A 24,203-nucleotide genomic window follows, 5' to 3' on the forward strand; every position below is an offset into this window, starting at 1 on the left:
GGCCGGCGGAATCTCAGGACGCCAGCGGCGCCACCTGCCAATTGCCATCGCGCAGCGCCAGCTGCCGGTCGCAGCCCGCCTCGCGCGCAGAAGCCGCATCCTGCCCGGGCAGAGCCTGGACGACACGCTGCCCGTCGCGGCGCAGTCGTTGCACCGCCTGCCAGAGCCCGGCCCCTTCGGCCGGCGCCCAGATACCCGATACAGCCTGGTCCAACCGGGCCTGGCCGAGAGTGACCAGGCTTTTCAGATCGGTGGAGAAACCGGTGGCCGGGCGGGCGCGCCCGAAATCGGCACCGATATCATCATAGCGACCGCCCTGGGCGATGGACTGGCCAACGCCGGGCACGAAGGCCGCAAACACCACGCCGGTGTGATAGTGATAGCCACGCAGCTCGCCGAGGTCGAAATACAGCGGCAAGCCGGGGAAACGTCCAGCCAGCGAATCGGCGATCTCGATCAGCTCGTTCAGCGCCACCTGGACATCGGCCGGCGCCGCCGCCAGACAGGCACGGCCCTGCTCCAGCGCATCGCGGCCGCCGCATAGCTCGGCCAGCGCACGCAACATGCCGCGCAGCTCGGCAGGCAGGTCTGCAGTCAGCGCCTCGACCTCGTCCACCGCCTTGCGCTGCAAGGCATCGAACAACTGCTGCTCGACTTCGCCGGACAGCCCTGCCGCGCGCGCCAGGCCGCGGTAGATACCGACATGGCCGAGGTCCATGTGCACGTCCGGCACTTCCGCCATCTCGAGCATTTCCAGCATCAGGCTGATCACCTCGACATCGCTGGCAGGGCTCGGATCGCCGTACAGCTCGGCGCCCAGCTGGATCGGACTACGCGAAGTGGACAGCGCGCGCGGCTGCGCATGCAGCACGCTGCCGGCATAGCACAGGCGGCTCGGTCCCTCGCGGCGCAGGCTGTGCGCATCCATCCGCGCCACTTGCGGCGTAATGTCGGCACGGAAACCCATGAGCCGGCCGGACGCCGGGTCGGTCACCTTGAAGGTGCGCAGGTCAAGATCCTGTCCCGCACCGGTGAGCAGCGACTCCAGGTATTCGATATGCGGGGTCACGACGAACTCGTAACCCCAGCGGTGGAACAGATCCAGCACCTGACGGCGGGCTGCTTCGATGCGCGCCGCCTCCGGAGGCAGCACCTCTTCGATCCCATCTGGCAGCAGCCAGCGGTCTACCGTTGCCATTTCGCCTCTCCCCTTTCAGCCGGGCGGCACATCATCAGTGAATCCAGTAAAGAAGCAGGGTGCCGAGCAGCATGCTGCCCAGCCCCACGAGACGCAGGTGACGGTCGCTCAGCCGGCCGATGCCGGTGACCGCCTCGCGCCATTGTCGCGGACACAGGAACGGCAGGATGCCTTCCAGCACCAGCACGAGACAAAAAGCGATGCCGAATTCCTGCCACATGATTCTCGCGGACGCAAAAAAGCCGGGATTTCCCGGCTGGCTCATCATAACACGATTTCTCCGGCGGGCGCTGCCGCCCGCCGGAGAACCGAGTATTACTTGTTGGCCTTGTTCAGATAGCGGAAGAACTCGCTGCTCGGATCGAGCACCAGTACGTCGCGCTTCTCGGCGAAGCTTTCGCGATACGCCTTCAGGCTACGGTAGAAGGAATAGAACTCCGGATCCTGGTTGTAGGCCTTGGCGTAGATCGCGGCAGCCTTGGAGTCGCCGTCACCGCGGGTCTCTTCCGACTCGCGGTAGGCTTCGGCAACGATTACCCGGCGCTGGCGATCGGCGTCGGCACGAATGCCTTCGGCCAGTTCGCGACCCTTGGCGCGGTGCTCGCGGGCCTCGCGCTCACGCTCGGTGCTCATCCGCTCGAAGACGCTGCGATTGACTTCCTTCGGCAGGTCGATGGCCTTGACCCGCACGTCGATCACCTCGATACCCAGCTCCTTCTGCGCCATGCGGTTCAGCGAAGCGGTGATGTCGCCCATCAGCGCGTCGCGCTCGCCCGATACCACTTCATGCAGGGTACGCTTGCCGAACTGGTCGCGCAGACCCGCTTCGAGACGCCGCGACAGGCGTTCGTCGGCGATCTGCTTGAGGCCCGAGGTAGCGGTATAGAAGCGCTCGGCATCCGCCACCCGCCACTTGGCATAGGCATCCACCATCACCGCTTTCTTTTCCAGGGTCAGGAAGCGCTGGGTCGGGGCATCCAGGGTCAGCAGGCGAGCGTCGAACTTGCGCACCTGGTTGACGTACGGGATCTTGAAGTGCAGGCCCGGCTTGACGTCGGACTCGACCACCCGGCCGAAGCGCAACATGACCGCGCGCTCGGTCTGCTGGACTACGTAGACGCTGTTCCACAGGACGATGGCGGCGACGACACCGACGATCAGAGCGATCAAAGACTTGTTGCCCATCAGCGGCTCTCCCTCGTACGCGCGTCTTGCTGGCGCAGATCGTTGACGATCCGCGACCCCAGGTCGGAAGCGCTGGCGCTGCCACCACCGGCGGAAGCACCGGCACCCGTAGCGGGCGCGGCGTTACGACCATCGATCATCTTGTCCAGCGGCAGGTAGAGCAGGTTGTTCTGCCCTTGCTGACCGGTCACCAGCACCTTGCTGGTCTGGCTGAAGACTTCCTGCATGGTGTCCAGGTACAGACGCTCGCGCGTCACTTCCGGAGCCTTGCGATATTCCACCAGCAGCTTGGAGAAGCGATCCGCCTCACCCTGGGCGCGCGAAATCACCTCGTCGCGGTAACCGTTGGCTTCTTCGATGATGCGCTGAGCCTGGCCACGCGCCTCCGGCACCACGCCGTTGGCATAGGCTTCGGCCTGGTTCTTCTCGCGCTGCTCGTCCTCGCGGGCCCGGATCACGTCGTCGAACGCTTCCTGCACCTCACGCGGGGCCTGGGCGCTCTGGATGTTCACCTGGGTCACGGTGATACCGGTCCTGTAGGTATCCAGGAAGCGTTGCAGGCGCTCGCGCACCTCGGTCGCCATCTGCTCGCGGCCTTCGGTGAGGATCCGGTCCATGGTGGTGGAGCCGGCGACATGCCGCAGCGCGCTCTCGGTCGCCTGCTGCAGGCTGACCTCGGGCTGGTCGACGTTGAGCACGAAGTCCTGCAGGTTGCTGATCTTGTACTGCACGGTCAGCGGCACTTCGACGATGTTCTCGTCCTCGGTGAGCATCTGCCCCTGCTTGCTGTACGCACGCTCGCGGGTGACGTTCTCCTGGAAGCGCTTGTCGATCGGCGGGAAGTAGAAGTTCAGGCCGGGACCGACCGTCTCGTAATACTTGCCGAAGCGCAGGATGACCGCCTGCTCCTGCTCGTCCACCACATAGATGGCGTTGTACAGCCAGAGCACGGCGAGGATCGCCAGGCCGATACCGAACAGGCCCAGGCCACCGCCCTTGCCGCCGGAACCGGAGCCGGAACCGTTGCCACTGCGTTTTTTTCCACCGAACAGCCCGTTCAGGCTGTCCTGAAGCTTGCGGAAAGCCTCATCCAGGTCGGGCGGCCCCTTGCGGTCACCACCGCCGCCACCACCACCGCGGCGGCCTCCCCACGGGTCTCGATCGTTGTTGTTCGAGTTGTCACCCGGCTCGTTCCAAGCCATAGCGCTCTCCATCTAGTAACGCGAAACGCGCCTGCGGCGCGGCCACCCATGCTACCGAATGCCCTGCCCGCTGCCAAAAGCAGCGATACGGGCTTTATTGCAAAGTGTGTTGCGCAACGAACTCCGCCGGCTGCCAGCCAGCGCGGCTCGCCAGGCGGTTCAACTCGGCCCGCGGCAGGCGCACCTGCAGCAGGGTACAACCTTCCTCATCGTGCGCCTCGGACTGCACCGCGCCCAGTTCGAACAACTGGGCGCGCAGGCGCCCGAGCCGCTGGGGCAGGCGCAAGGTCCCGACGAAGAGGTCCTCGCCGAGCAGCTCGGCGATGGCCTGGCGCAACAGGTCGAGGCCTTCGCCGGTCTGCGCCGACAGCCAGACGCGCACCGGCTTGCCGGAGTCGTCGCGCTGGATGTGCGGCTCGACCGAGGGTAACAGGTCGACCTTGTTATAGACCTCGAGCATCGGCAATTCGTTGGCGCCGATCTCGCCGAGCACCGCCAGCACCTGCTCGACCTGCGCATCCCGTTCGGGCTCGTAGGCGTCGATCACGTGCAGCAGGAGGTCGGCGTTGCTCGACTCTTCCAGCGTAGCGCGGAAGGCCTCCACCAGCTTGTGCGGCAGGTGACGGATGAAGCCCACCGTGTCGGCCAGCACCACCGGCCCGAGATCGTCCAGTTGCAGGCGACGCAGGGTGGGGTCGAGGGTGGCGAACAACTGGTTGGCGGCATACACCTCGGAGGCGGTGAGCGCATTGAACAGGGTCGATTTGCCGGCGTTGGTATAGCCGACCAGGGAGACCGCCGGGATATCCGCGCGCTTGCGCCCGCGTCGAGCCTGCTCGCGCTGGCTGCGGACCTTCTCCAGGCGCTGCTTGATCTGGCGGATGCGCACGCGCAGCAGGCGTCGGTCGGTTTCCAGCTGGGTCTCACCCGGACCGCGCAGGCCGATACCGCCTTTCTGCCGTTCGAGGTGGGTCCAGCCGCGTACCAGCCGCGTGCTCATGTGCTCCAGTTGCGCCAGTTCCACCTGCAACTTGCCTTCGTGGGTACGTGCGCGCTGGGCGAAGATGTCGAGGATCAGCCCGGTCCGGTCGAGTACGCGGCACTCGAACGCTCGCTCGAGGTTGCGCTCCTGGCTGGGCGTCAAGGTGTGGTTGAAAATCACCAGCTCGACGTTTTCGGCCTTGACCAGGTCGTGCAACTCCTCGACCTTGCCACTGCCGATAAGATATTTGGCGCTCGGCTGGTGGCGGGAGACGCTGACGAATGCCACCGTTTCCGCGCCGGCCGAACGCACCAGCTCCTGGAACTCCTGCGGGTCTTCACGCGCCTCGGGGTTCTGCCCTTCCAGATGCACCAGAACAGCCTGTTCCCCACCACCTGGGCGCTCAAAGAACAAAGCGGACTCCCGTCAAGCGTTGCCCGGCTCGGCCGGCTGGTCACCGCTCGGCAGACGCACCGGACGGCTCGGTACCACGGTGGAGATCGCGTGCTTGTAAACCATCTGGCTGACGGTGTTCTTCAGCAGGATGACAAACTGGTCGAAGGACTCGATCTGGCCTTGCAGCTTGATGCCGTTGACCAGATAGATGGAAACCGGGACGCGTTCTTTCCGCAGGGTATTGAGGTAAGGGTCTTGTAGCGAATGCCCTTTTGACATGTGCCGCACTCCTTTAAGGATCGTAGTTTGAAGTAGTCGAATAGGGTGACTTGGCGCCGTCCAAACTCCGGTCTCGCTCCGGAAACAGACGGACAAATTAAGGTCTCAGGCCAATATGGAGACCGTTTTCAGGTATTTCAAGGCACGCGGCAGATTGTCACCTGCTAGGCTGTCCATCCAGTGTAGATGGCTCCAGCTTCGCAGCCAGGTGAACTGGCGCTTGGCCAACTGGCGGGTAGCGATGATGCCGCGTTCGGTCATTTCAGCGTAGGACAGCTTGCCATCCAGGTAATCCCACACCTGACGGTAACCCACGGCTCTAATAGACGGTAATCCTGCATGCAAGTCACTTCTGGCATGCAGTGCTTCGACCTCGGCGATGAAACCCTGTTCCAGCATCTGGCGAAAACGCTGCGCAATCCGCGCGTGCAACACCTGGCGCTGCTCGGGAGCAATCGCCAGCTGAGCGACAGTATACGGCAATTGATTCCTGCCTGACGCGTCAAAATCCGCCTTTTCAGCGCTTTGCCGGCGACGCAGGTCGCTCATCGACACCCCGCCGAGGCGATACACCTCGAGCGCCCGCATCAGTCGCTGCGGGTCGTTGGGGTGGATGCGCGCAGCCGACTCCGGGTCGACCTCGGCGAGTTGCCGGTGCAGCGCCTCCCAACCTTCGGCCAGGGCCTCGGCCTCGATCGCCGCGCGCACCTCGGGATCGGCGCCGGGCATGTCGGCCAGGCCCTCGAGCAACGCCTTGTAATAGAGCATGGTGCCCCCCACCAGCAGGGGAATCCTGCCGCGCGCGGTGGCCTCGGCCATCGCCGCCAGGGCGTCGGCGCGGAATTCCGCGGCCGAATAGCTCTCCGCCGGGTCGCGGATATCGATCAGGCGGTGCGGATAGCGCGCCAGCAGCTCCCGGGAAGGCTTGGCCGTACCGATATCCATGCCGCGGTAGATCAGCGCCGAGTCGACGCTGATCAGCTCGCAGGGCAGCGCATCGGCCAGCGCCATCGCCAGGTCGGTCTTGCCGGCGGCGGTCGGCCCCATGAGAAAGATGGCGGGAGGCAGGGAAGACATCGGAAAGCTCTTGGACAAAGCGCATAGCTTCGGGCTTTGCGCCCGAAGCTGCAAGGCTCAGCGTCCGCGCAGGAAGAGCTTGTCCAGCTCGTCCAGGCCCAACTGGGTCCAGGTCGGACGCCCATGGTTGCACTGGCCGCTGCGTTCGGTGATTTCCATGTCGCGCAACAGGGCGTTCATTTCCGGCAGGGTCAGGCGCCGGTTGGCGCGCACCGCGCCATGGCAGGCCATGGTGCCGAGCAACTCGTTCAGGTGTGCCTGGATACGGTCGCTGGTGCCGTACTCCAGCAGGTCGGCGATGACATCGCGCACCAACTGGGTCGCCTCCGCCTGCTTGAGCAGCGCAGGGATCTGCCGGATCGCCAGGCTTTCCGGCCCCAGGCGCTGCAGCTCGAAGCCCAGGCGCTGGAACCAGCTGGAATGCTCTTCCGCGCAATCCGCCTCGCGCTCGCTGACCGCGATCGACTCCGGCACCAGCAACGGCTGCCCACGCAAGCCTTCGCTGGCCATCGCCACCTTGAGGCGCTCGTAGGTGATCCGCTCGTGGGCCGCGTGCATGTCCACCAGCACCAGGCCGTGGGCGTTCTCGGCGAGGATGTAGATGCCCTTGAGCTGCGCCAGGGCGTAACCCAGCGGCGGGATGTCCTGGGCGCTCTCGGGCAACGCGGCTGGCGCCTCGCCCGCGGGCAACGGCGCGAAGTAGGCCTTGTAGGCGCCACCGGCCTCGGCCAGAGAAGGCGGCGCCTCCGGCCGGGTGTAGGCGGAATAGCCGGAGGAGCCGCCGGAGGCCGACGAGCCGCCACTCCAGCCCACCCGTGCCGCCGGACTCTCCAGCACGCTCTCGGCCAGGCGCATCTCGCCCTGCGGGCCGAACTCGCCGGCGGCAGCGCCGGTCGGTCGCGGCTCGGTCAGGCTGGTCGCCCCGGGCGGCGCGAGCTGGTCGTCGGGACGGACCTCGCCCAGCGCACGATGCAAGGTGCCATAGAGGAAGTCATGGACCATCCGGCTGTCACGGAAGCGAACTTCGTGCTTGGTCGGGTGCACGTTGACGTCCACCACCGCCGGATCGACTTCGAAGAACAGCACGAAGGTCGGATGCCGGCCGTTGTACAGCACGTCGCGATAAGCCTGGCGCACCGCGTGGGCGACCAGCTTGTCGCGCACCATGCGCCCGTTCACATAGAAGTACTGCAGGTCCGGCTGGCTGCGGGAGAAGGTCGGCAAGCCGACCCAGCCCCACAGGTGCAGGCCGTTGCGCTCGACCTCGATCGGCAGCGCCTGCTCGAGGAATGCCTGGCCGCACACCGCGCCGACCCGGCGCGCGCGGGCCAGCTCGTCTTGCGCCTCGTGCAGGGCGAAGATGGTCTTGCCGTTGTGGCGCAGGTGGAAAGCCACGTCGAAGCGGGCCAGCGCCAGGCGCTTGATGACCTCCTGCAGATGGTCGAACTCGGTCTTCTCGGCGCGCAGGAACTTGCGCCGCGCCGGGGTGTTGAAGAACAGGTCGCGAACCTCGACGCTGGTCCCCACCGGGTGCGCCGCCGGCTGAACCCGCGGCTGCATGTCGCGGCCCTCGGTTTCCACCTGCCAGGCTTCGCCGGCGTCGGCGGTGCGCGAGGTCATGGTCAGGCGCGCTACCGAGCTGATCGAGGCCAGCGCCTCGCCACGGAAGCCGAGGCTCATCACCCGCTCCAGGTCTTCCAGCTCGCGGATCTTGCTGGTGGCGTGGCGAGCCAGGGCCAGCGGCAGGTCGTCGGCGGGGATGCCGCGACCGTCGTCGCGCACTCGCAGCAACTTGATGCCGCCCTGCTCGACCTCCACGTCGATGCGCCGGGAACCGGCGTCAAGGCTGTTTTCCAGGAGTTCCTTGGCCACCGAGGCGGGACGTTCGACCACCTCACCGGCGGCGATCTGGTTCGCCAGCCGCGGACTCAGCAGCTGGATACGCGGTGCTTCACTCATCACTGGGCCGCCAGGGCGGTGCTCGGGATGGACAGGGCCTGGCCGACTTTCAGGTTGTCGCTGGACAGGCTGTTGCTGCTGCGCAGCGCGGCCATGCTCACTTCATAGCGCTGGGCGATCATCGCCAGGGTCTCTCCGGGCCGCACCACGTGCTCGCGCGGCCCCATGGAGAGCTTGCCCTGGGCGCGCAAAGAGGCGATGTAGGTGCCGGGCGGCGGGCTCTGCTGGAAATACTGGCGGATGCCGCTGGTGATCGAACGCGCCAAGGCCTGCTGATGGCTGGCGCTGGCCAGCTTGCGCGACTCGTTGACGTTCGAGATGAAGCCGGTTTCCACCAGGATCGACGGGATGTCCGGCGACTTCAGCACCATGAACCCGGCCTGCTCGACACGACGCTTGTGCAGCGAAGTGATGCGGCCGACATTGGTCAGCACCTTGTGGCCGACGTCCAGGCTCGACGAGAGGGTGGCGGTCATCGACAGGTCGAGCAGCACGCCGGCGAGCATCTGGTCCTTGTCGCCGAGGCTGACGCTGCCATCGCCGCCGATCAGGTCGGAACGGTTCTCGCTGTCGGCCAGCCAGCGCGCGGTTTCCGAAGTGGCGCCGCGGTCGGACAGGGCGAACACCGAGGCACCGAAGGCGCTGCGGCTCGGCGCGGCGTCGGCATGGATCGAGACGAACAGGTCGGCGCCCTTCTTGCGGGCGATCTCGGTGCGCTTGCGCAGTGGGATGAAGTAGTCGCCGGTACGGGTCAGCTCGGCCCGGTAACCGCGCACCTGGTTGATCTGGCGTTGCAGCTCGCGAGCGATCGACAGGGTGATGTTCTTCTCGTGCAGCCCGCCCGGGCCAAGGGCGCCAGGGTCTTCACCGCCGTGGCCGGCGTCGATGGCGATGACGATATCGCGGGTACCGCCCTTGGTCGGCAGCGGCAGCTTGGCCACCGGCTGGGTCGGCGTCACCGGAGTGACCGGCACGCTCGGGGTCGGCGTCGCGGGTACGTCCGGGGTCAGGTCGGCGCCCTGGTCGTAGAGATCGACCACCAGGCGGTTGCCGTATTGCTGGTTGGGCGGTAGGACGAAGCTTTTCGGGGTGACCTGCGCCGACAGGTCGAGGACCATGCGCAGGTCGTTGGGCGTGCGCTGGGCGGAGCGCACCGCGGTGATCGGGGTGTTGCCGAGCTTGAGACCGTTGAGCTGGGTCGCCAGCTGGGCGCCGCTGACGTCGATGACGATACGGTTGGGCGCGGCCAGGGTGAACAGGCTGTGCTGCACCGGACCGGAGAGATCGAAGACCAGACGGGTGTTGTCCGGAGCGCGCCAGATCCGCACGCTCTTGATTTGCGCGGCGGCCAGAACCTCGCCGACCTGGCAGGCCAGCAGAATCATCACCCCAGTCAACAACGTCCGCAGACGCAAGCCCCAACCCATCGTTTTTCTCATGCTCCCATGGTCAGGGTGGCACACCAGGCTTCGCCCCGCGCACCGTGCGGTACCAGGCGCAGTGTCCGTCCACCCGCTTGGGCAGTAATGGTAATGTCCAGATCGGCGGTTGGCAAAACGCCCGCACCGCGCTCGGGCCACTCGATCAGACAGAGTGCGCTGCCGTCGAAATAGTCGCGGATGCCGAAGAACTCCAATTCCTCCGCATCGGCGAGCCGGTACAGGTCGAAATGGTAGGCGCGCAGCTCGCCGATTTCGTAAGGCTCGACCAGGGTAAAGGTCGGGCTTTTCACCGAGCCGGCATGGCCGAGGCCCCGCAGGATGCCGCGCGAGAGGGTGGTCTTGCCGGCGCCGAGGTCGCCATGCAGGTAGATCACCCCCTGCCCCCCGCTGACCCGGGCGATGCGCCCGCCCAGTTCGAGCATCGCGTCTTCCCCTTCGGCGGACAGGATCACTTCAGACACGGACTGCACTCCTCGAGCAACTGACGAACGGTAGGTATGAGATCGGTCGCCGCCAGCCCGCGACCCTGGGCGCCGAGCCGCTCACCGGCGGCGGCATGCAGCCAGACCGCCAGGCAGGCCGCCTCGAACGCCTCCACGCGCTGGGCCAGCAAGGCACCGGTGATGCCCGACAGCACGTCACCCAGGCCGGCGCCGGCCATCGCCGGATGCCCCTGGGAACAGACGGCGAGTCGTCCGTCGGGCGCGGCGACCAGGCTGCCGGCGCCCTTCAGCACCACCACCGCCTGGTAGCGACGCGCCAGTTCCAGCGCCGCCGCCGGACGATCCGCCTGCACCTCGGCGGTCGAGCGACCCAACAGGCGCGCGGCCTCGCCGGGATGCGGCGTCAGAATCCATGTCTGCGGCCCTGCTCCGACCGGTTCCAGGGCCAGCAGGTTCAACGCGTCGGCATCCCAGACCTGCGGCAACGGTCGCGACCGGACAGCGCTCAGCAGGCTGCGACCCCAGGCGCGCTGGCCAAGCCCGGGACCGAGCACCAGCACGCTGGCGCGTTCGGCAAGGGCCAGCAGTTGGTTCGCCGACGCCACGCCATGGGCCATGACCTCGGGACAACGGCCCAGCAACGCCGGCACATGTTCGACGCGGGTCGCCGCCGAGACCAGCCCGGCGCCGCAGCGCAGGGCGCTTTCCGCGGCCAGTAGCACGGCCCCGCCCATGCCGGTGTCGCCGCCGACCACCAGCAGGTGGCCGAACAGCCCCTTGTGTGCGGTCCGCGGCCGCGCTGCCAGCCTCGGCAGGGCATTTCGCGCCAGGCGGCGAGCCCGGGGCTGGAGCGCTTGCAGCACGACGGCGTCGCTACCGAGTTCGTCGAACACCAGCTCGCCGACCCGTGCCGGCGCCTCGCCAGTGAACAGCCCGATCTTCAGGCCGATGAAAGTCACTGTCAGATCCGCCCTGATCGCTTCCCCCAATACCGCGCCGGTGTCGGCGCTCAAGCCGGAAGGAATATCCACCGCCAGCACCGGCGGGTCGGCGGCGTTGGCCAGGCGGATGGCCTGCGCAAAGGGCTCGCGCACGGCACCTGCCAGGCCGGTGCCGAGCAATGCATCCACTACTACGCCCTCGAGCACGGCGCACTCGCTCCAGGGCTCCACCACGACCCCGGTCGCCAGCGCGGCGGCATGCGCCTGCGCCGCGTCGCCGGCAAGCCGCTGCGGCGCCGCGACCGCCAGCACCCGCACTCGCCAACCCGCACGTTGCGCCAGCGCCGCGATCAGGTAGCCGTCGCCGGCATTGTTGCCGTGCCCGGCGAGCACCGTCAGCGCCGCGGCCTCCGGCCAACGGCGGCGCAAGGCACGCCAGGCGGCGTGGGCGGCGCGCTGCATGAGTTCGAAGCCCGGCGTGCCGGCAGCGATCAGGCGCGCATCCAGGTCGCGCACCTGGGCGGCGGAATAGAGGGCGAGTGGCAGGTCGTCGTGCTGGAAGGTCATGGTCATCGGATCGATTCGGCGTCAGGCGCGCAGTCTGGCAGAATTATACCTATCCCATTTCGCTTTCCCTCGTCTTCGTTGCCTCCCATGACTCCCCAACCTCTGGCCGACAACCTTTCCCCGCCGGACCCCGCCCGCCTCGCCCAGTCCATCAAGGACTGGGGCCGCGAGCTGGGGTTCCAGCAGGTCGGTATCAGCGACGTCGAGCTGGGCGAGCACGAAGCGCACCTGCAGCGCTGGCTGGAGGCCGGCTACCACGGCGAGATGGACTACATGGCGGCGCACGGCAGCAAGCGCTCGCGACCTGCCGAGCTGGTTCCCGGCACGCTGCGGGTGATCTCCCTGCGCATGGATTACCTGCCCGGCGACACGCGCATGGCGCAGGTCCTCGCGACACCGGAAAAAGCCTACGTCTCGCGCTACGCCCTCGGCCGCGACTACCACAAGCTGATCCGCAAGCGTCTGCAACAACTGGCCGAGCGCATCCAGGCCGAAGTCGGCCCGTTCGGTTTCCGCGCCTTCGTCGACAGCGCGCCGGTGCTGGAAAAGGCCATCGCCGAACAGGCCGGCCTCGGCTGGATCGGCAAGAACACGCTGGTGCTCAACCGCAAGGCCGGCAGCTACTTCTTCCTCGGCGAGCTGTTCGTCGACATGCCGCTACCCGTCGACCCGGCGATGGACAGCGAGCATTGCGGACGCTGCTCGGCCTGCCTGGACATCTGCCCGACCGCGGCCTTCGTCGGCCCCTACCGGCTGGACGCGCGACGCTGCATCTCCTACCTGACCATCGAGTACAAGGGCGCGATTCCGCTGGAGCTGCGGCCACTGATCGGCAACCGGGTATTCGGCTGCGACGACTGCCAGATCGTCTGCCCATGGAATCGCTTCGCCCGCCCCACCGGGCAGGGCGACTTTCAGCCGCGCCACAGCCTGGACAACGCCGAACTCGCCGAACTGTTCCTCTGGAGCGAGGAGGAGTTCCTCGGCCGCACCGAGGGTTCGCCGCTGCGCCGCGCCGGCTACGAGCGCTGGTTGCGCAACCTGGCGGTGGGGCTGGGCAACGCGCCCTCGACCATCCCTGTACTGGAGGCGCTGAAGGCGCGCCGCGGGTTCCCTTCGGAGCTGGTCCGCGAGCACGTGGAATGGGCCCTGCGGCGCCACGGGGAAACCTAGCCCGGCCGGCGCCTGCCGCCCGGCCCGGACGGATCAGAGCTTGATGAAGTGGTCGCGATAGTGGCGCAGCTCGGCGATCGACTCGCGGATATCGTCCAGCGCCAGGTGGGTGTTGCCCTTCTTGAAGCTCTCGCGGACCTGCGGCGCCCAGCGCGCAGCCAGCTCCTTGAGGGTGGAGACGTCGAGGTTGCGGTAGTGGAAGTAGCCTTCCAGCCTGGGCATGTGCCTATAGAGGAAGCGGCGGTCCTGGCAGATGCTGTTGCCGCAGATCGGCGAGCTGCGCTTGGGCACCCACTGCTCGAGGAAGGCCAGGGTCTGCGCCTCGGCCTCGGCCATGCTCACGGTACTTTCCCGAACCCTCTGGGTCAGGCCGGATTGGCCGTGCTGGCGGGTATTCCACTCGTCCATGCCGGCGAGGATTTCCTCTGGCTGGTGGATGGCGATCACCGGTCCTTCGGCCAGGGTGTTGAGGTCACTGTCGGTGACGATGGTGGCCATCTCGATGATGACGTCCCGGTCCGGATCGAGGCCGGTCATCTCCAGGTCGATCCAGATAAGGTTCTGCGGGTTCTGCATGGGGAGTCGCTCCAGTCGCTATGCCGTGCATTCTAGCGTGGAACGCCGCCGCGCGAATGATGGCGGCGCGCCCATGTTAAACTCGCCGCCGATTTTTCATGCGGACGCATCATGGCCAAACGCCACTTGACCCGCCGGCAGAGCTGGCGCATCGAAAAGATCCAGGAAGAACGCGCGGCCCGGGCGGCCCGTCGCGAGTCGCGTGCCGTGGAAGAGCTGGAGGGCGGCGACCTGGGACCGGAGCAGACCGGCCAGGTGATCGCTCATTTCGGGGTTCAGGTAGAGGTCGAGTCCGCCGACGGCCAGGTTTCCCGCTGTCACCTGCGCGCCAACCTGCCGGCACTGGTGACCGGCGACCAGGTGGTCTGGCGTGCCGGCAACCAGGGCATCGGCGTGATCGTCGCGCAATTGCCACGTCGCTCCGAGCTGTGCCGCCCGGACATGCGCGGGCTGCTCAAGCCGGTAGCGGCCAACGTCGACCGCATCGTCATCGTCTTCGCCCCGCGTCCCGAACCGCACGCCAACCTGATCGACCGCTACCTGATCGCCGCCGAACATGCCGGCATCCAGCCGCTGCTGCTGCTGAACAAGGCCGACCTGGTCGACGAGAGCAATGCCGAAGGCATCGATGCGCTGCTGAATGTCTACCGCACCCTGGGTTATCCGCTGATCGAGGTATCGGCCTTCAATGGCCTGGCGATGGACGAACTGCGCGGCGCGCTGGACGCTCACGTGAGCGTCTTCGTCGGGCAGTCCGGGGTGGGCAAGTCGTCGCTGGTGAATGCCTTGTTGCCAGGTGTCGACACCCGTGTCGGCGACCTCTCCACGGTGACCGGCAAGGGCACCCATACCACCACCACCGCGCGACTGTTCCATTTTCCCGGCGGCGGCGACCTGATCGACTCGCCCGGCATCCGTGAGTTCGGCCTGGGGCACGTGTCGCGAGACGACGTCGAGGCCGGCTTCATCGAGTTCCGCGACCTGCTCGGGCATTGCCGCTTCCGCGACTGCAAGCACGACCGCGAACCAGGTTGCGCCCTGCTCCAGGCCTTGGAGGACGGGCGCATCATGCCGCAACGCATGGCCAGCTACCGGCACATTCTGGCAAGCATGCCGGAAACGGACTACTGAACCTCAGTCGCCCTTGATCTGCTCCAGCTTCAGGCTGCCGCCGTCGTCGAACAGGTTGAGCTTCTTCTGCACCTCGTCCGCCGGTAGCGAAGGTTGCGCGCCCGCCGCCGGTGCCTCGGCAGCCGGCTTCGGCTGCTCGCCCGGGGCAGCCGCGGGGGCGCCGGTCTCGCCTTCGATGGCCTTCTGCGCCTTGCGGGTCAGGACCACGATGTCGATCCGCCGGTTCACCGGGTTCAGCGGGTCCTTGTCGTCGAACAGGCGTGCCGAGGCATATCCGACAACCTGGGCGATCTGCCCTTCCGGATAGCCGCCGGCGACCAGCGCACGGCGCGCGGCGTTGGCGCGATTGGCCGATAGCTCCCAGTTGCCGAAGTCACCGTTGCCGGCATAGGGCTTGGCGTCGGTGTGGCCGCTGATGCTGATCTTGTTCGGCACCTGGCGGATGGTCTCGGCCATGGCCAGCAGGATGTCCTCGAAATACGGCTGCAGGCGCGCGCTGCCGAGGTCGAACATCGGCCGGTTGGCGGCGTCGACGATCTGGATGCGCAGGCCGTCGCGGGTGATCTCGAAGTGGATCTGGTCCTTGAAGTCCTTGAGCATCGGATTTTCGTCGACCTTGTTCTGCAACTCCTGCAGCAGCAGCGCCAGGCGCTCTCGCTCAACCTGCTCGGCGAGGTTCTCGGCCTGGTCGGCGTTGACCTGGTGGTCCTGCTCGGGGCTGATCCGGCTTTCGTTGGAGTCCGGCTGGGCCTGGACCTGCGGATTGAGGGTCTTGTCCGGCGCCGGCGTCGGCGTGCCGCCGAGGTCGATGACGTAGGGGCTGGCGCTTTCGCTGAAACCGATGGGGTCCTGGAAGTATCCGGAAATCGCCTTCTTCTGCTCCGGGGTGGCCGAAGACAGCAGCCAGAGCACCAGGAAGAACGCCATCATCGCCGTCGCGAAGTCGGCGAAGGCGATCTTCCACGAGCCGCCGTGGTGGCCGGCGGCATAGCGCTTGACGCGCTTGACGATGATCGGCTGGTTATTGTCCATCTATCGACAGTGCCTCCACTCAGCGGCCACGCACGGCCTGCTCGAGCTCGGCGAAGGTCGGCCGATGGGCGGGCAGCAGCACCTTGCGGCCGAACTCGACGGCCAGCGAAGGCGGCATGCCGGAAGCGGAAGCGACCAGGCAGGCCTTGATCGCTTCGAACATGTTCAACTCTTCCTTGGCATCGTGCTCCAGCGCGACGGCCAGCGGGCCGACGAAGCCGTAGGCGGCGAGAATCCCGAGGAAGGTACCCACCAGGGCGGCGGCGACGTGGTGGCCGATCTCCGCCTGGCTGCCTTCGCCAAGCAACGCCATGGTGATGACGATGCCGAGTACCGCGGCGACGATACCGAAGCCCGGCAGGGCGTCGGCGACCTTGGTCACCGCGTGGGACGGATGCTCCAGGTCCTCCTTGAGACTGGACAGCTCCATGTCGAACAGGCCTTCCAGCTCGTGCGGCGCCATGTTGCCGGAGGACATGATGCGCAGGTAGTCGCAGACATAGGCGGTCATCCGTTCGTCCTTCAGCACGCCGGGGTACTTGCTGAAGATGGGACTGGCCGCGGGGTCCTCGATGTCCGCCTCGATCGCCATCATCCCTTCGCGCCGGCTCTTGTTGAGGATCTCGTAGAGCATGCCCAGCACCTCGAGGTAGTAGGTCTGGGTAAAGCGGTTGCTGAACATCTTCGGCGCTTTCTTCAGCACCACCATGAACGTGCTGCCCGGGTTGGCCTGGAGGAACGCCCCCAGTGCCGCACCGCCGATGATCAGGACCTCGAAGGGCTGGATGATGGCGCCGATCTTGCCGCCGGAGAGCAGGAAGCCCCCGAGGACACTGGCGAAAACGACGATGATGCCGATGATTTTTGACATGAGGACCGGACGTGCGAAATGAACAGGATAAGGAGGGGGACTGCTAGGCTCCCTCTTGTTATCGGTTGCTAGCCGCAAGACTATAGTCCGAATACTCGAAAAGCCAGTTCGCCGCCTCGCCGACACCGAGCCCGACACCCATGACAGACCGCCTCGCCGCCTGGCTCGAAGAGCTCGACCGGCAACCCCTGCCGATCCCCGCCAGCCACTATGCCGGCCTGCACGCCGCGCTGAGCGACAGCCGCCGCTCGCTGCGCGAGATCGCCGACCAGTTGCAGGGCAGCCCGACGCTGGCGTTGTCCATCCTGCGCGAGGCCAATCGCGCCGAGAGCGCCCGCGACAACCCCGCGGAAAGCCTGGAGGTGGCCCTCAGCCGCCTCGGCCTGGCGCGCGCGAGCCAACTTCTGAAGACCCTGCCGAGTATCCAGGATGCGGAGATGCCCAGGGTCCTCGGGCAGATGCTGCTGATCAGCCAGCACGCCATGCAGCAGGCCAGCGGCCTGTTCGGCGCGCGCCTGGCCAGGCTCTGGCAGGAAATCCACTGGGGCAGCCTGCTGACCATGGCTCCGGTCTGGGCGCTGGCCAACGCCCGCCCGCAGCTGCTGGAGCAATGGCAGCAACGCGTGCTGGTACAGGGCGAACCGACCCTGCGAGTGGAGCGCGAACTGCTCGGCATGCGCCTGCTGCCGATCTGCCTGGCGCTGGCCGAACGCTGGCGGCTACCGCAGTGGGTCATCCAGGGCTATCGCCTGCTCGCCTGCGACCGTCGCCTGCTGGTTCGAGCCTTGCGTATCGCCCGCGACCATCAGTCGCCCCTGCTCCAGCAACAGCAACTCGATGCCCAGCCCGATCTCGCCCGCTGGCTGACCCAGCCGGCCAACTGCACTCTCCTCGCCAATGGCCTGGCCATCGCCGCGCACCAGAGCTGGGACGGGCCGCACATGCTGCGCTGGCAGCGCCTGACCGGCCTGTACCTGGGCCAGCCGCTGACCGAAGTCCAGCAGCAGGTGCACATGCTCGCCGCGCAAAGCGCGCGCCTGCACGCCCGGCCGCCGCTGTGGCATCCGGCGGTGGCCTTGATCTGGCCCTGGCAGGCCAGCCGCTGGCGTGCCGAAGCGGCGCCCCCGCCGCCGCCCTCGGCGGAAGCCCTGGCCGAGTGGCGGCAGCATTGCGCCGAGTTGCTCCGCGAGCCCAGCCCGTTCAGCAACGTCGTGCAGCTCACCGCCTGTGCCCGCGATGCGCTGCGCGCCTGCGGCCTGCAAAGGATGCTGCTGCTGGTGGCCGATCGCACCCAGGTACACGTGCTGGCGCAGCAGAGCGCCGGACTCGAACCGGGCCAGGAGAAATTGCAACTGGAGATTGCCAGCAGCCCGCTGCTGAAGAAACTGTTCCAGCAGCCTGCCCTGCTGCGCATCGGCCCGAACAACCAGGACCAGTTGCTGCCGGCCCTCGGCGAACCCTTGCGCCAACTGTTCCCCGGACCTCACCTGCTGCTGCGCTCGCTGGGCAACGGCTCGCGGGTGGTGATGCTGGTCCTGGCCGACCTCGGCGGCCAGCCGTTCAGCGACCTGCATGCCCAGGCCTTCGCCAAGACCGCCCAGTGCACCGAGCGCGCGATCCAGCAGTTCGGCCGCCAGCGCCGCACGGAATGAGGGACACGCCCGGCACACTGGTCGGGCGCGCTTTCCGTTAAACTGCTGCCCTTCTTCAACCCGGGGGTACTCGCATGTCCGTCTTCTCCGACCTGCCATTGGTGATCGAGCCCAGCGATCTCGCGCCGCGCCTGGGCGCGCCCGAGCTGATCCTGGTCGACCTGACCAGTGCCGCCCGCTACGCCGAAGGGCATATCCCCGGCGCGCGTTTCGTCGACCCCAAACGCACCCAGTGGGGACAACCCCCGGCACCCGGCCTGCTACCGGCCAAGGCCGACCTGGAAGCCCTGTTCGGCGAGCTGGGCCACCGCCCGGAGGCGACCTACGTGGTCTACGACGACGAAGGCGGCGGCTGGGCGGGCCGCTTCATCTGGCTGCTGGACGTGATCGGCCACCACCGCTACCACTATCTCAACGGCGGCCTGCCGGCCTGGATCGCCGACGCCCAGGTGCTCGACCGCGAGGTCCCGGCGCCTGTCGGCGGCCCGCTGCCGCTGACGTTGCACGACGAGCCCAGCGCGACCCGCGAATACCTGCAAAGCCGCCTCGGCGCCGCCGACCTGGCGGTATGGGATGCGCGCAACCCCAGCGAATACGCCGGTACCAAGGTGCTCGCCGCGAAGGCCGGGCATGTGCCCGGCGCGATCAATTTCGAATGGACCGCCGGCATGGACCCGGCTCGCGCCCTGCGCATCCGCGCGGATATCGCCGAAGTCCTGGAGGCCCTCGGCATTACGCCGGACAAGGAAGTGATCACCCACTGCCAGACCCACCATCGCTCCGGCTTCACCTACCTGGTGGCCAAGGCGCTGGGCTACCCGCGGGTCAAAGGCTACGCCGGCTCCTGGTCGGAATGGGGCAACCACCCCGATACCCCTGTAGAGGTTTGAGGAATGTCGTTCAAAGATCGTCTGTTCATCTGCAGCCAGTACCTGCTGCCGCACCACCTGCTGTCCCGGCTGATCGGCTTCGCCGCCGACTGCCGGGCGACCTGGTTCAAGGACCGCCTGATCGCCTGGTTCGCCCGGCGCTACCAGGTCGACATGCGCGAAGCGCAGGTCGAGGACCTGCAGGCCTATGAACATTTCAATGCCTTCTTCACCCGCGCCCTGAAGGATGGCGCCCGCCCGCTGGCCCAGGAGCCCGGCGCGGTGCTCTGCCCGGCCGATGGCGCGATCAGCCAGCTCGGCCCGATCGAGCACGGGCGGATCTTCCAGGCCAAAGGCCACAGCTACAGCCTGGCCGAACTGCTCGGCGGCGACGCCGAACTGGCCGCGCCCTTCATGGGTGGCGACTTCGCCACCGTCTACCTGTCCCCCCGGGACTACCACCGCGTGCACATGCCGCTGGCCGGCACCCTGCGCGAGATGGTCTACGTTCCCGGCCGGCTGTTCTCGGTGAACCAGACCACCGCGGAAAACGTTCCCGAGCTGTTCGCCCGCAACGAGCGGGTGGTCTGCCTGTTCGACACCGAGCGCGGTCCGATGGCCGTGGTGCTGGTGGGCGCGATGATCGTGGCCTCCATCGAAACCGTCTGGGCCGGCCTGGTTACGCCGCCGAAGCGCGAACTGAAGACCTTCCGCTACGACGAAGCCGCCCGTGCGCCGATCCGCCTGGAAAAAGGCGCCGAGCTCGGTCGCTTCAAGCTGGGCTCCACCGCCATCGTCCTGTTCGGCCCGCAGCAGGTCGCGTTCAACGACGGCCTCGGGGCAGCGAGCCCGGTGCGCATGGGCGAATGCCTGGCCCTGCCGAAACAGTCCTGACCTCGCCGGGACGGAGCGCCCCGAGCGTCTCCGTCCCATCTCTCCCCGCCGCCGGGACCTCCCGGCGGGATCGTGGCGTCCGAAGGCTGCGGGTCCATTTCGATGCTGCTAGAGTTCGGAAAGGTCCTATCGAGCCTGTGCCGACCCCCTCGGTCAGGAAAGCGGACTGCCGCACAGTTCCTGTCCTGGCCACGACGATGAACCCGCCTCCCGTGTTAAGAAAGAGGAGGCGCAGCCGCGGCGATCGGAAGTCCGGCACCTCTCCGGGGCTTCAACCCCCCGTAGAGCCTTTTCAGTAGCGGAGCCGTCTAACCCCCCATGGAAAACCAGAGCCCCCACCTCTCGTTGCGCGTCCCCACTCCGACGCAGCAGAACCTGAGCTTCTGCGACGCCACCCCGAAGGACATCAAGTACTGGCTGGCGCACCTGCCCAAGGCCAACCTCGGGGAAACCGCGCGCCAGCTCTACCAGGGCCTGATCGAACTCAACCAGTTGGTGCTGCCCGTCGAGGCCCGCCTGCAACTGCTCGAACTGTTCCGTCCAGAGGTGCATTTCGTCTGCGCCCACCTGGAACGGCACTTCCTCAACCAGGCCATCGTCCTCGACGAACGGCCGCGCAAGATCGCCAACCTCTGCCAGGCCCTGCAGAACCACCTGGCCATCGGCTACAAGCTGATCGTGGTCCAGGAAGCGCCGCGCAACAGCCGCGACCGCGCGCAGTTGCTCGCGGTCGGTATCCAGCGGGCGATCCGCAGCCTGTGCGGCCCGCTGATCCGTGCCAGCCAGTTGTACTGCCCGGTCCCCGAGGGGCTTTGGCTGGAACTCCACCAGCTGTACCAGTTGGCCAGCCAGCGCGGTGTGCATCGTCTCGCGGTGCGCGACGAACTGGCCAAGCACACCCCCGGCCTGAGCGTCGAGCAGGCCTACCTGATACCGCTGCTGCTCGGCTGCGCGCGCTGCAACCAGATGCGCCAGAACAACATTGCACGGCTCGCCGAGGTGCTCGAACCCTGGAGCCAATTGCTGTCGATACAGAGCGCGGCGCTGCCCGGCTCGCTGTTCATCGCCGTGCCGCAGATCGACGGCCCGCCGCGCTACCGCTCGCTGTACCCGGAGACCCAACTGGCCAATGCCCTGGGCATCGACACCCAGCCGCTGGTCGAACTGATCCGCGAATACCTGCTGCAGCCCGAGGCCGAGCGCGCGAAGGCGCGCCTGCCGCTGATCGAAGGGGTGACCCTGGACCTGCTGCAACATCTCTCCTCGGCCTGGGGTGACATCGCCGAACGTACCTTCCAGCGCACCCAGGGCCAGGGCCAGTTGACCCTGTGCATCGGCATGAGCGCCCTGCACTACTTCCTCGCCGGGCGCCGCCCGTTCAACGAGGTCCTGCAGATCCAGGAAGCGCCCGAGGCGCCTCGCTTCAAGGCCGACGTCCAGGACGCCTGGGCCGGCGCCTTCGATGCGCAGAAGGTCACCGACTGGCAGCCCGGCATGCCGCTGGAGGAAATCGAGTACCGGCCGCACCAGTCGCCCCGCGGTGGGCAGCCCGATCACCCGCAGGCCCACGCACAGACTGACGCCACCGAGGACTATCCGACCTACGCCCTGCCCATCGTCAACCACAGCCCCGGCGGTTATTGCCTGAGCTGGCCAAAGGAGGTGCCCGCCCAACTGCAGGCGGGCGAACTGGTCGGCCTGCAGGACCTTCCCGGCCAGGCGTGGAGCATCGCGGTGGTGCGCTGGATCCGCCAGGTGCGCAATGGCGGCACGCAGATGGGCATCGAGATGATCGCCCCGGCGGCGCAGCCCTGCGGCCTGCAACTGCTGCGCAAGACCGAGCAGAGCAGCCACTACCTGCGCGCCCTGCTGCTGCCGGAAATCGCCGCGATCTCGCGGCCGGCGACGGTGATCACCCCGCGCCTGCCGTTCCAGGAGGGCAGCCGGGTGCAGATCAACCTGCACGGCGAGGAGCGGCGCGCGGTGCTGAATCGCCGGCAGGCCTCGACCGGCAGCTTCAGCCAGTTCGAATACCGCTCGGCGGAACCGGTGAACACCCCGAGCGATAAGCCGGTCACAGCGCCAGTGGCCCGGCCGCCTGCGGGGGAGGAAGATTTTGACTCGCTCTGGAAGTCTCTGTAGATTGCCCCGACACCTCCATTCGCCGTCTTTTCGCGCCCGCCCGGACGCGGACTGAGCCCTTTCCATGGCCATCGAAAAGAAAACCATCCGCCTGCTGATTCTGGAAGACTCGCAGAACGAAGCCGAACGCCTGGTCAGTCTGTTCCGCAATGCCGGCCACGCGACCCGCGTACATCGACTGACCTCTCCCGAGGACCTCGCCGAGACCCTCCAGCAAAGCTGGGACCTGCTGATCGCCGCGCCGACCAGCGAGTGTCTCGAGCCCGGCGAGGCGCTCGCCACCTTGCGCCGCCAGTCGCGCGACATCCCGTTCATCCAGCTGGTGGCCGACAACAGCTCCGACGCCATCACCGACGCCTTGATGCTCGGCGCCCAGGACGCCCTGCCGCAAGGCGAGGACGAGCGCCTGGTGCTGGTCGCCAACCGCGAGCTGGCCGGCCTCGCCGAACGCCGCGCGCGCCGCGCCGCCGAACTGGCCCTGCGCGAGGCGGAAAAACGCTGCCAGTTGCTGCTCGACAGCTCGGTCGACGCCATCACCTACGTCCACGACGGCATGCACATCTACGCCAACCGCTCCTACATGGCGCTGTTCGGCTACGAGGACGCCGAGGAACTGGAAGGCCTGCCAGTCATCGACCTGATCGCCTCCTGCGACCAGGGCGCCTTCAAGGATTTCCTCAAGGGTTACCAGAACGACCAGCGCCAGACCGAACTGGTTTGCACCGGGGTCAAGCTCGACGGCCAGGAATTCAAGGCGCGCATCAGCCTCTCCGCCGCCACCTACGACGGCGAACCCTGCATCCAGGTGGTGATCCGCGGCGAGGTCGACAACGCCGAACTGGAAGAAAAGCTCCGCGAAGTCAGCAGCCAGGACCCGGTCACCGGACTCTACAACCGCAGCCACTTCCTCGACCTGATGGATGCCGCCGTGCAGCAGGCGGTGACCGCCCGCAAGCCGTCGACCCTGGCCTATATCCATCTCAACGGCTACCCCTCGCTCCAGGCCGACCACGGGCTTTCCGGGATCGACCTGCTGCTCGGCCAGTTGGCCGGACTGATGCGCGAACAGTTCGGCGAAGAAGCCGACCTGGCGCGTTTCGGCGATTCGATCTTCGCCGCCCTGTTCAAGGGCAAGACTCCCGAGCAGGCGCAAGCGGCACTGCAACGACTGCTGAAGAAGGTCGAGAACCACCTTTTCGAGCTGAACGGCCGCAGCGCTCAGGCCACCCTCAGCATCGGCGTCGCCGGTCTCGACGAGAAGACCGCCAAGGCCCAGGACGTGATGAACCGTGCGCATCGCTGCGCCGATGACGCGGCACGCAAGGGCGGGTCGCAGATCAAGCAGTACAACCCGGCGGAAGAGCTTGCCGCCGCCGCCCAGCGCGGCGACGTCATCGCGATCCTCCAGCAGGCGCTGGAGACCAACAGCTTCCGCCTGCTGTTCCAGCCAGTCATCAGCCTGCGCGGCGACAGCCACGAGAACTACGAGGTGCTCCTGCGCCTGCTCAATCCGCAGGGCCAGGAAGTGCCGCCGGCGGAGTTCCTGCATGCCGCCAAGGAAGCCGGGCTGGCGGAGAAGATCGACCGCTGGGTGATCCTCAACTCGATCAAGCTGCTCGCCGAGCATCGCGCCAAGGGGCACCAGACCAAGCTGTTCGTCCACCTGTCCAGCGCCAGTCTGCAAGACCCCGGCCTGCTGCCCTGGCTCGGGGTGGCGCTGAAGGCCGCGCGCCTGCCGCCGGAGTCGCTGGTGTTCCAGATCAGCGAAGCCGACGCCACCAGCTATCTGAAGCAGGCCAAGCAACTGACCCAGGGCCTGGCCACCCTGCATTGCCAGGCGGCGATCAGCCAGTTCGGCTGCTCGCTGAATCCGTTCAACGCGCTGAAGCACCTGACCGTGCAATTCATCAAGATCGATGGCTCCTTCGTCCAGGACCTCAACCAGGTGGAAAACCAGGAGATCCTCAAGGGCCTGATCGCCGAACTGCACGAACAGCAGAAGCTCAGCATCGTCCCCTTCGTCGAGAGCGCCAGCGTCCTCGCCACCCTGTGGCAAGCCGGCGCCACCTACATCCAGGGCTACTACCTGCAGGGGCCGAGCCAGGCGATGGACTACGACTTCTCCTCGGGAGACGAATGAAGAACGGGCGCCCTGGGCGCCCGTTGCTTTTCCGCTCTACCGACCTGGTTCG

21 protein-coding genes are annotated in these 24,203 nt (G+C 67.1%); 7 read left to right on the forward strand and 14 right to left on the reverse strand.

Annotated features, from left to right (window positions below; all coding sequences use genetic code 11):
* Nucleotides 1–13 precede the first annotated feature (13 nt).
* From HMPREF2914_RS19845 to HMPREF2914_RS19895, 11 genes are all read right to left on the reverse strand, one after another.
* A complete protein-coding gene (locus HMPREF2914_RS19845) occupies nt 14–1,198 on the reverse strand; it encodes an ATP phosphoribosyltransferase regulatory subunit (protein ID WP_023092685.1) in 1,185 nt (394 codons plus the stop codon).
* 34 nt (nt 1,199–1,232) lie between these two features.
* Nucleotides 1,233–1,418 (reverse strand): DUF2065 domain-containing protein, encoded by a 186-nt coding sequence (locus HMPREF2914_RS19850; RefSeq protein ID WP_003095647.1) that lies wholly within the window; start codon nt 1,416–1,418, stop codon nt 1,233–1,235.
* A gap of 95 nt (nt 1,419–1,513) precedes the next feature.
* A complete protein-coding gene (hflC, locus tag HMPREF2914_RS19855) occupies nt 1,514–2,383 on the reverse strand; it encodes a protease modulator HflC (RefSeq protein ID WP_003106429.1) in 870 nt (289 codons plus the stop codon).
* The gene (gene hflK / locus HMPREF2914_RS19860) at nt 2,383–3,585 is read right to left on the reverse strand and encodes an FtsH protease activity modulator HflK (RefSeq protein ID WP_003106427.1); all 1,203 of its coding nucleotides are present in this window, start codon (nt 3,583–3,585) and stop codon (nt 2,383–2,385) included. The genes hflC and hflK overlap by 1 nt, the downstream gene beginning before the upstream one ends.
* A gap of 94 nt (nt 3,586–3,679) precedes the next feature.
* Nucleotides 3,680–4,981 carry a ribosome rescue GTPase HflX gene (gene hflX, locus HMPREF2914_RS19865; RefSeq protein WP_003095652.1) on the reverse strand — a complete coding sequence of 434 codons (1,302 nt, stop codon included), beginning with the start codon at nt 4,979–4,981 and terminating at the stop codon, nt 3,680–3,682.
* A 12-nt stretch (nt 4,982–4,993) separates the two neighbouring features.
* The gene (gene hfq, locus HMPREF2914_RS19870; protein WP_003095657.1) at nt 4,994–5,242 is read right to left on the reverse strand and encodes an RNA chaperone Hfq; all 249 of its coding nucleotides are present in this window, start codon (nt 5,240–5,242) and stop codon (nt 4,994–4,996) included.
* 105 nt (nt 5,243–5,347) lie between these two features.
* Nucleotides 5,348–6,319, reverse strand: a complete 972-nt coding sequence (gene miaA, locus HMPREF2914_RS19875; RefSeq protein ID WP_003135563.1) for a tRNA (adenosine(37)-N6)-dimethylallyltransferase MiaA — start codon at nt 6,317–6,319, stop codon at nt 5,348–5,350.
* Between the two features lie 57 nt (nt 6,320–6,376).
* The gene (mutL, locus tag HMPREF2914_RS19880; protein WP_023092686.1) at nt 6,377–8,278 is read right to left on the reverse strand and encodes a DNA mismatch repair endonuclease MutL; all 1,902 of its coding nucleotides are present in this window, start codon (nt 8,276–8,278) and stop codon (nt 6,377–6,379) included.
* A complete protein-coding gene (gene amiB, locus HMPREF2914_RS19885; protein WP_003123571.1) occupies nt 8,278–9,705 on the reverse strand; it encodes an N-acetylmuramoyl-L-alanine amidase AmiB in 1,428 nt (475 codons plus the stop codon). The genes mutL and amiB overlap by 1 nt, the downstream gene beginning before the upstream one ends.
* A gap of 8 nt (nt 9,706–9,713) precedes the next feature.
* On the reverse strand, nt 9,714–10,181 hold the full coding sequence (tsaE, locus tag HMPREF2914_RS19890) for a tRNA (adenosine(37)-N6)-threonylcarbamoyltransferase complex ATPase subunit type 1 TsaE (protein WP_003095664.1): 468 nt from the start codon (nt 10,179–10,181) through the stop codon (nt 9,714–9,716).
* Nucleotides 10,169–11,677: a bifunctional ADP-dependent NAD(P)H-hydrate dehydratase/NAD(P)H-hydrate epimerase gene (locus HMPREF2914_RS19895; RefSeq protein ID WP_023092687.1), complete on the reverse strand. Its 1,509-nt coding sequence runs from the start codon at nt 11,675–11,677 to the stop codon at nt 10,169–10,171. The genes tsaE and HMPREF2914_RS19895 overlap by 13 nt, the downstream gene beginning before the upstream one ends.
* Before the next feature lie 81 nt (nt 11,678–11,758).
* Here HMPREF2914_RS19895 and queG point away from each other — a divergent pair, with 81 nt between their 5' ends.
* Entirely contained in the window at nt 11,759–12,844 is a 1,086-nt protein-coding gene (gene queG, locus HMPREF2914_RS19900) for a tRNA epoxyqueuosine(34) reductase QueG (RefSeq protein ID WP_003110324.1), read from the forward strand.
* A gap of 33 nt (nt 12,845–12,877) precedes the next feature.
* Here the strand turns inward: queG and orn are convergent, their stop codons facing one another.
* Nucleotides 12,878–13,420, reverse strand: coding sequence for an oligoribonuclease (gene orn / locus HMPREF2914_RS19905; protein ID WP_003095671.1), 543 nt, complete (start codon nt 13,418–13,420; stop codon nt 12,878–12,880).
* A gap of 111 nt (nt 13,421–13,531) precedes the next feature.
* Here orn and rsgA point away from each other — a divergent pair, with 111 nt between their 5' ends.
* Nucleotides 13,532–14,551, forward strand: coding sequence for a small ribosomal subunit biogenesis GTPase RsgA (rsgA, locus tag HMPREF2914_RS19910; protein WP_003102042.1), 1,020 nt, complete (start codon nt 13,532–13,534; stop codon nt 14,549–14,551).
* A gap of 3 nt (nt 14,552–14,554) precedes the next feature.
* Here rsgA and motB read toward each other — a convergent pair whose 3' ends face one another.
* Both motB and motA read right to left on the reverse strand, forming a co-directional pair.
* Nucleotides 14,555–15,583, reverse strand: coding sequence for a flagellar motor protein MotB (motB, locus tag HMPREF2914_RS19915; protein WP_003135595.1), 1,029 nt, complete (start codon nt 15,581–15,583; stop codon nt 14,555–14,557).
* A 19-nt stretch (nt 15,584–15,602) separates the two neighbouring features.
* Nucleotides 15,603–16,454 (reverse strand): flagellar motor stator protein MotA, encoded by an 852-nt coding sequence (motA, locus tag HMPREF2914_RS19920; protein ID WP_003095674.1) that lies wholly within the window; start codon nt 16,452–16,454, stop codon nt 15,603–15,605.
* A 140-nt stretch (nt 16,455–16,594) separates the two neighbouring features.
* Between motA and HMPREF2914_RS19925 the strand changes: the two genes are divergently transcribed.
* The 5 genes from HMPREF2914_RS19925 (at nt 16,595) to fimX (ending at nt 24,151) form a co-directional block, all read left to right on the forward strand.
* The gene (locus HMPREF2914_RS19925) at nt 16,595–18,106 is read left to right on the forward strand and encodes an HDOD domain-containing protein (RefSeq protein WP_003102046.1); all 1,512 of its coding nucleotides are present in this window, start codon (nt 16,595–16,597) and stop codon (nt 18,104–18,106) included.
* Between the two features lie 74 nt (nt 18,107–18,180).
* Complete coding sequence (gene rhdA / locus HMPREF2914_RS19930) at nt 18,181–18,996, forward strand: thiosulfate sulfurtransferase (RefSeq protein WP_003110321.1); 816 nt, start codon at nt 18,181–18,183, stop codon at nt 18,994–18,996.
* Between the two features lie 3 nt (nt 18,997–18,999).
* Nucleotides 19,000–19,869, forward strand: a complete 870-nt coding sequence (gene asd, locus HMPREF2914_RS19935; RefSeq protein ID WP_003095677.1) for an archaetidylserine decarboxylase — start codon at nt 19,000–19,002, stop codon at nt 19,867–19,869.
* A 318-nt stretch (nt 19,870–20,187) separates the two neighbouring features.
* Entirely contained in the window at nt 20,188–22,011 is a 1,824-nt protein-coding gene (gene fimW, locus HMPREF2914_RS19940) for a cyclic-di-GMP receptor FimW (RefSeq protein ID WP_003095679.1), read from the forward strand.
* A 64-nt stretch (nt 22,012–22,075) separates the two neighbouring features.
* Nucleotides 22,076–24,151, forward strand: coding sequence for a cyclic di-GMP-binding protein FimX (fimX, locus tag HMPREF2914_RS19945; RefSeq protein WP_003095680.1), 2,076 nt, complete (start codon nt 22,076–22,078; stop codon nt 24,149–24,151).
* The last annotated feature ends 52 nt before the right edge of the window (nt 24,152–24,203 follow it).

The organism is Pseudomonas sp. HMSC067G02 (assembly GCF_001813485.1).
GTDB classification, from domain to species: Bacteria; Pseudomonadota; Gammaproteobacteria; order Pseudomonadales; family Pseudomonadaceae; genus Pseudomonas; species Pseudomonas aeruginosa.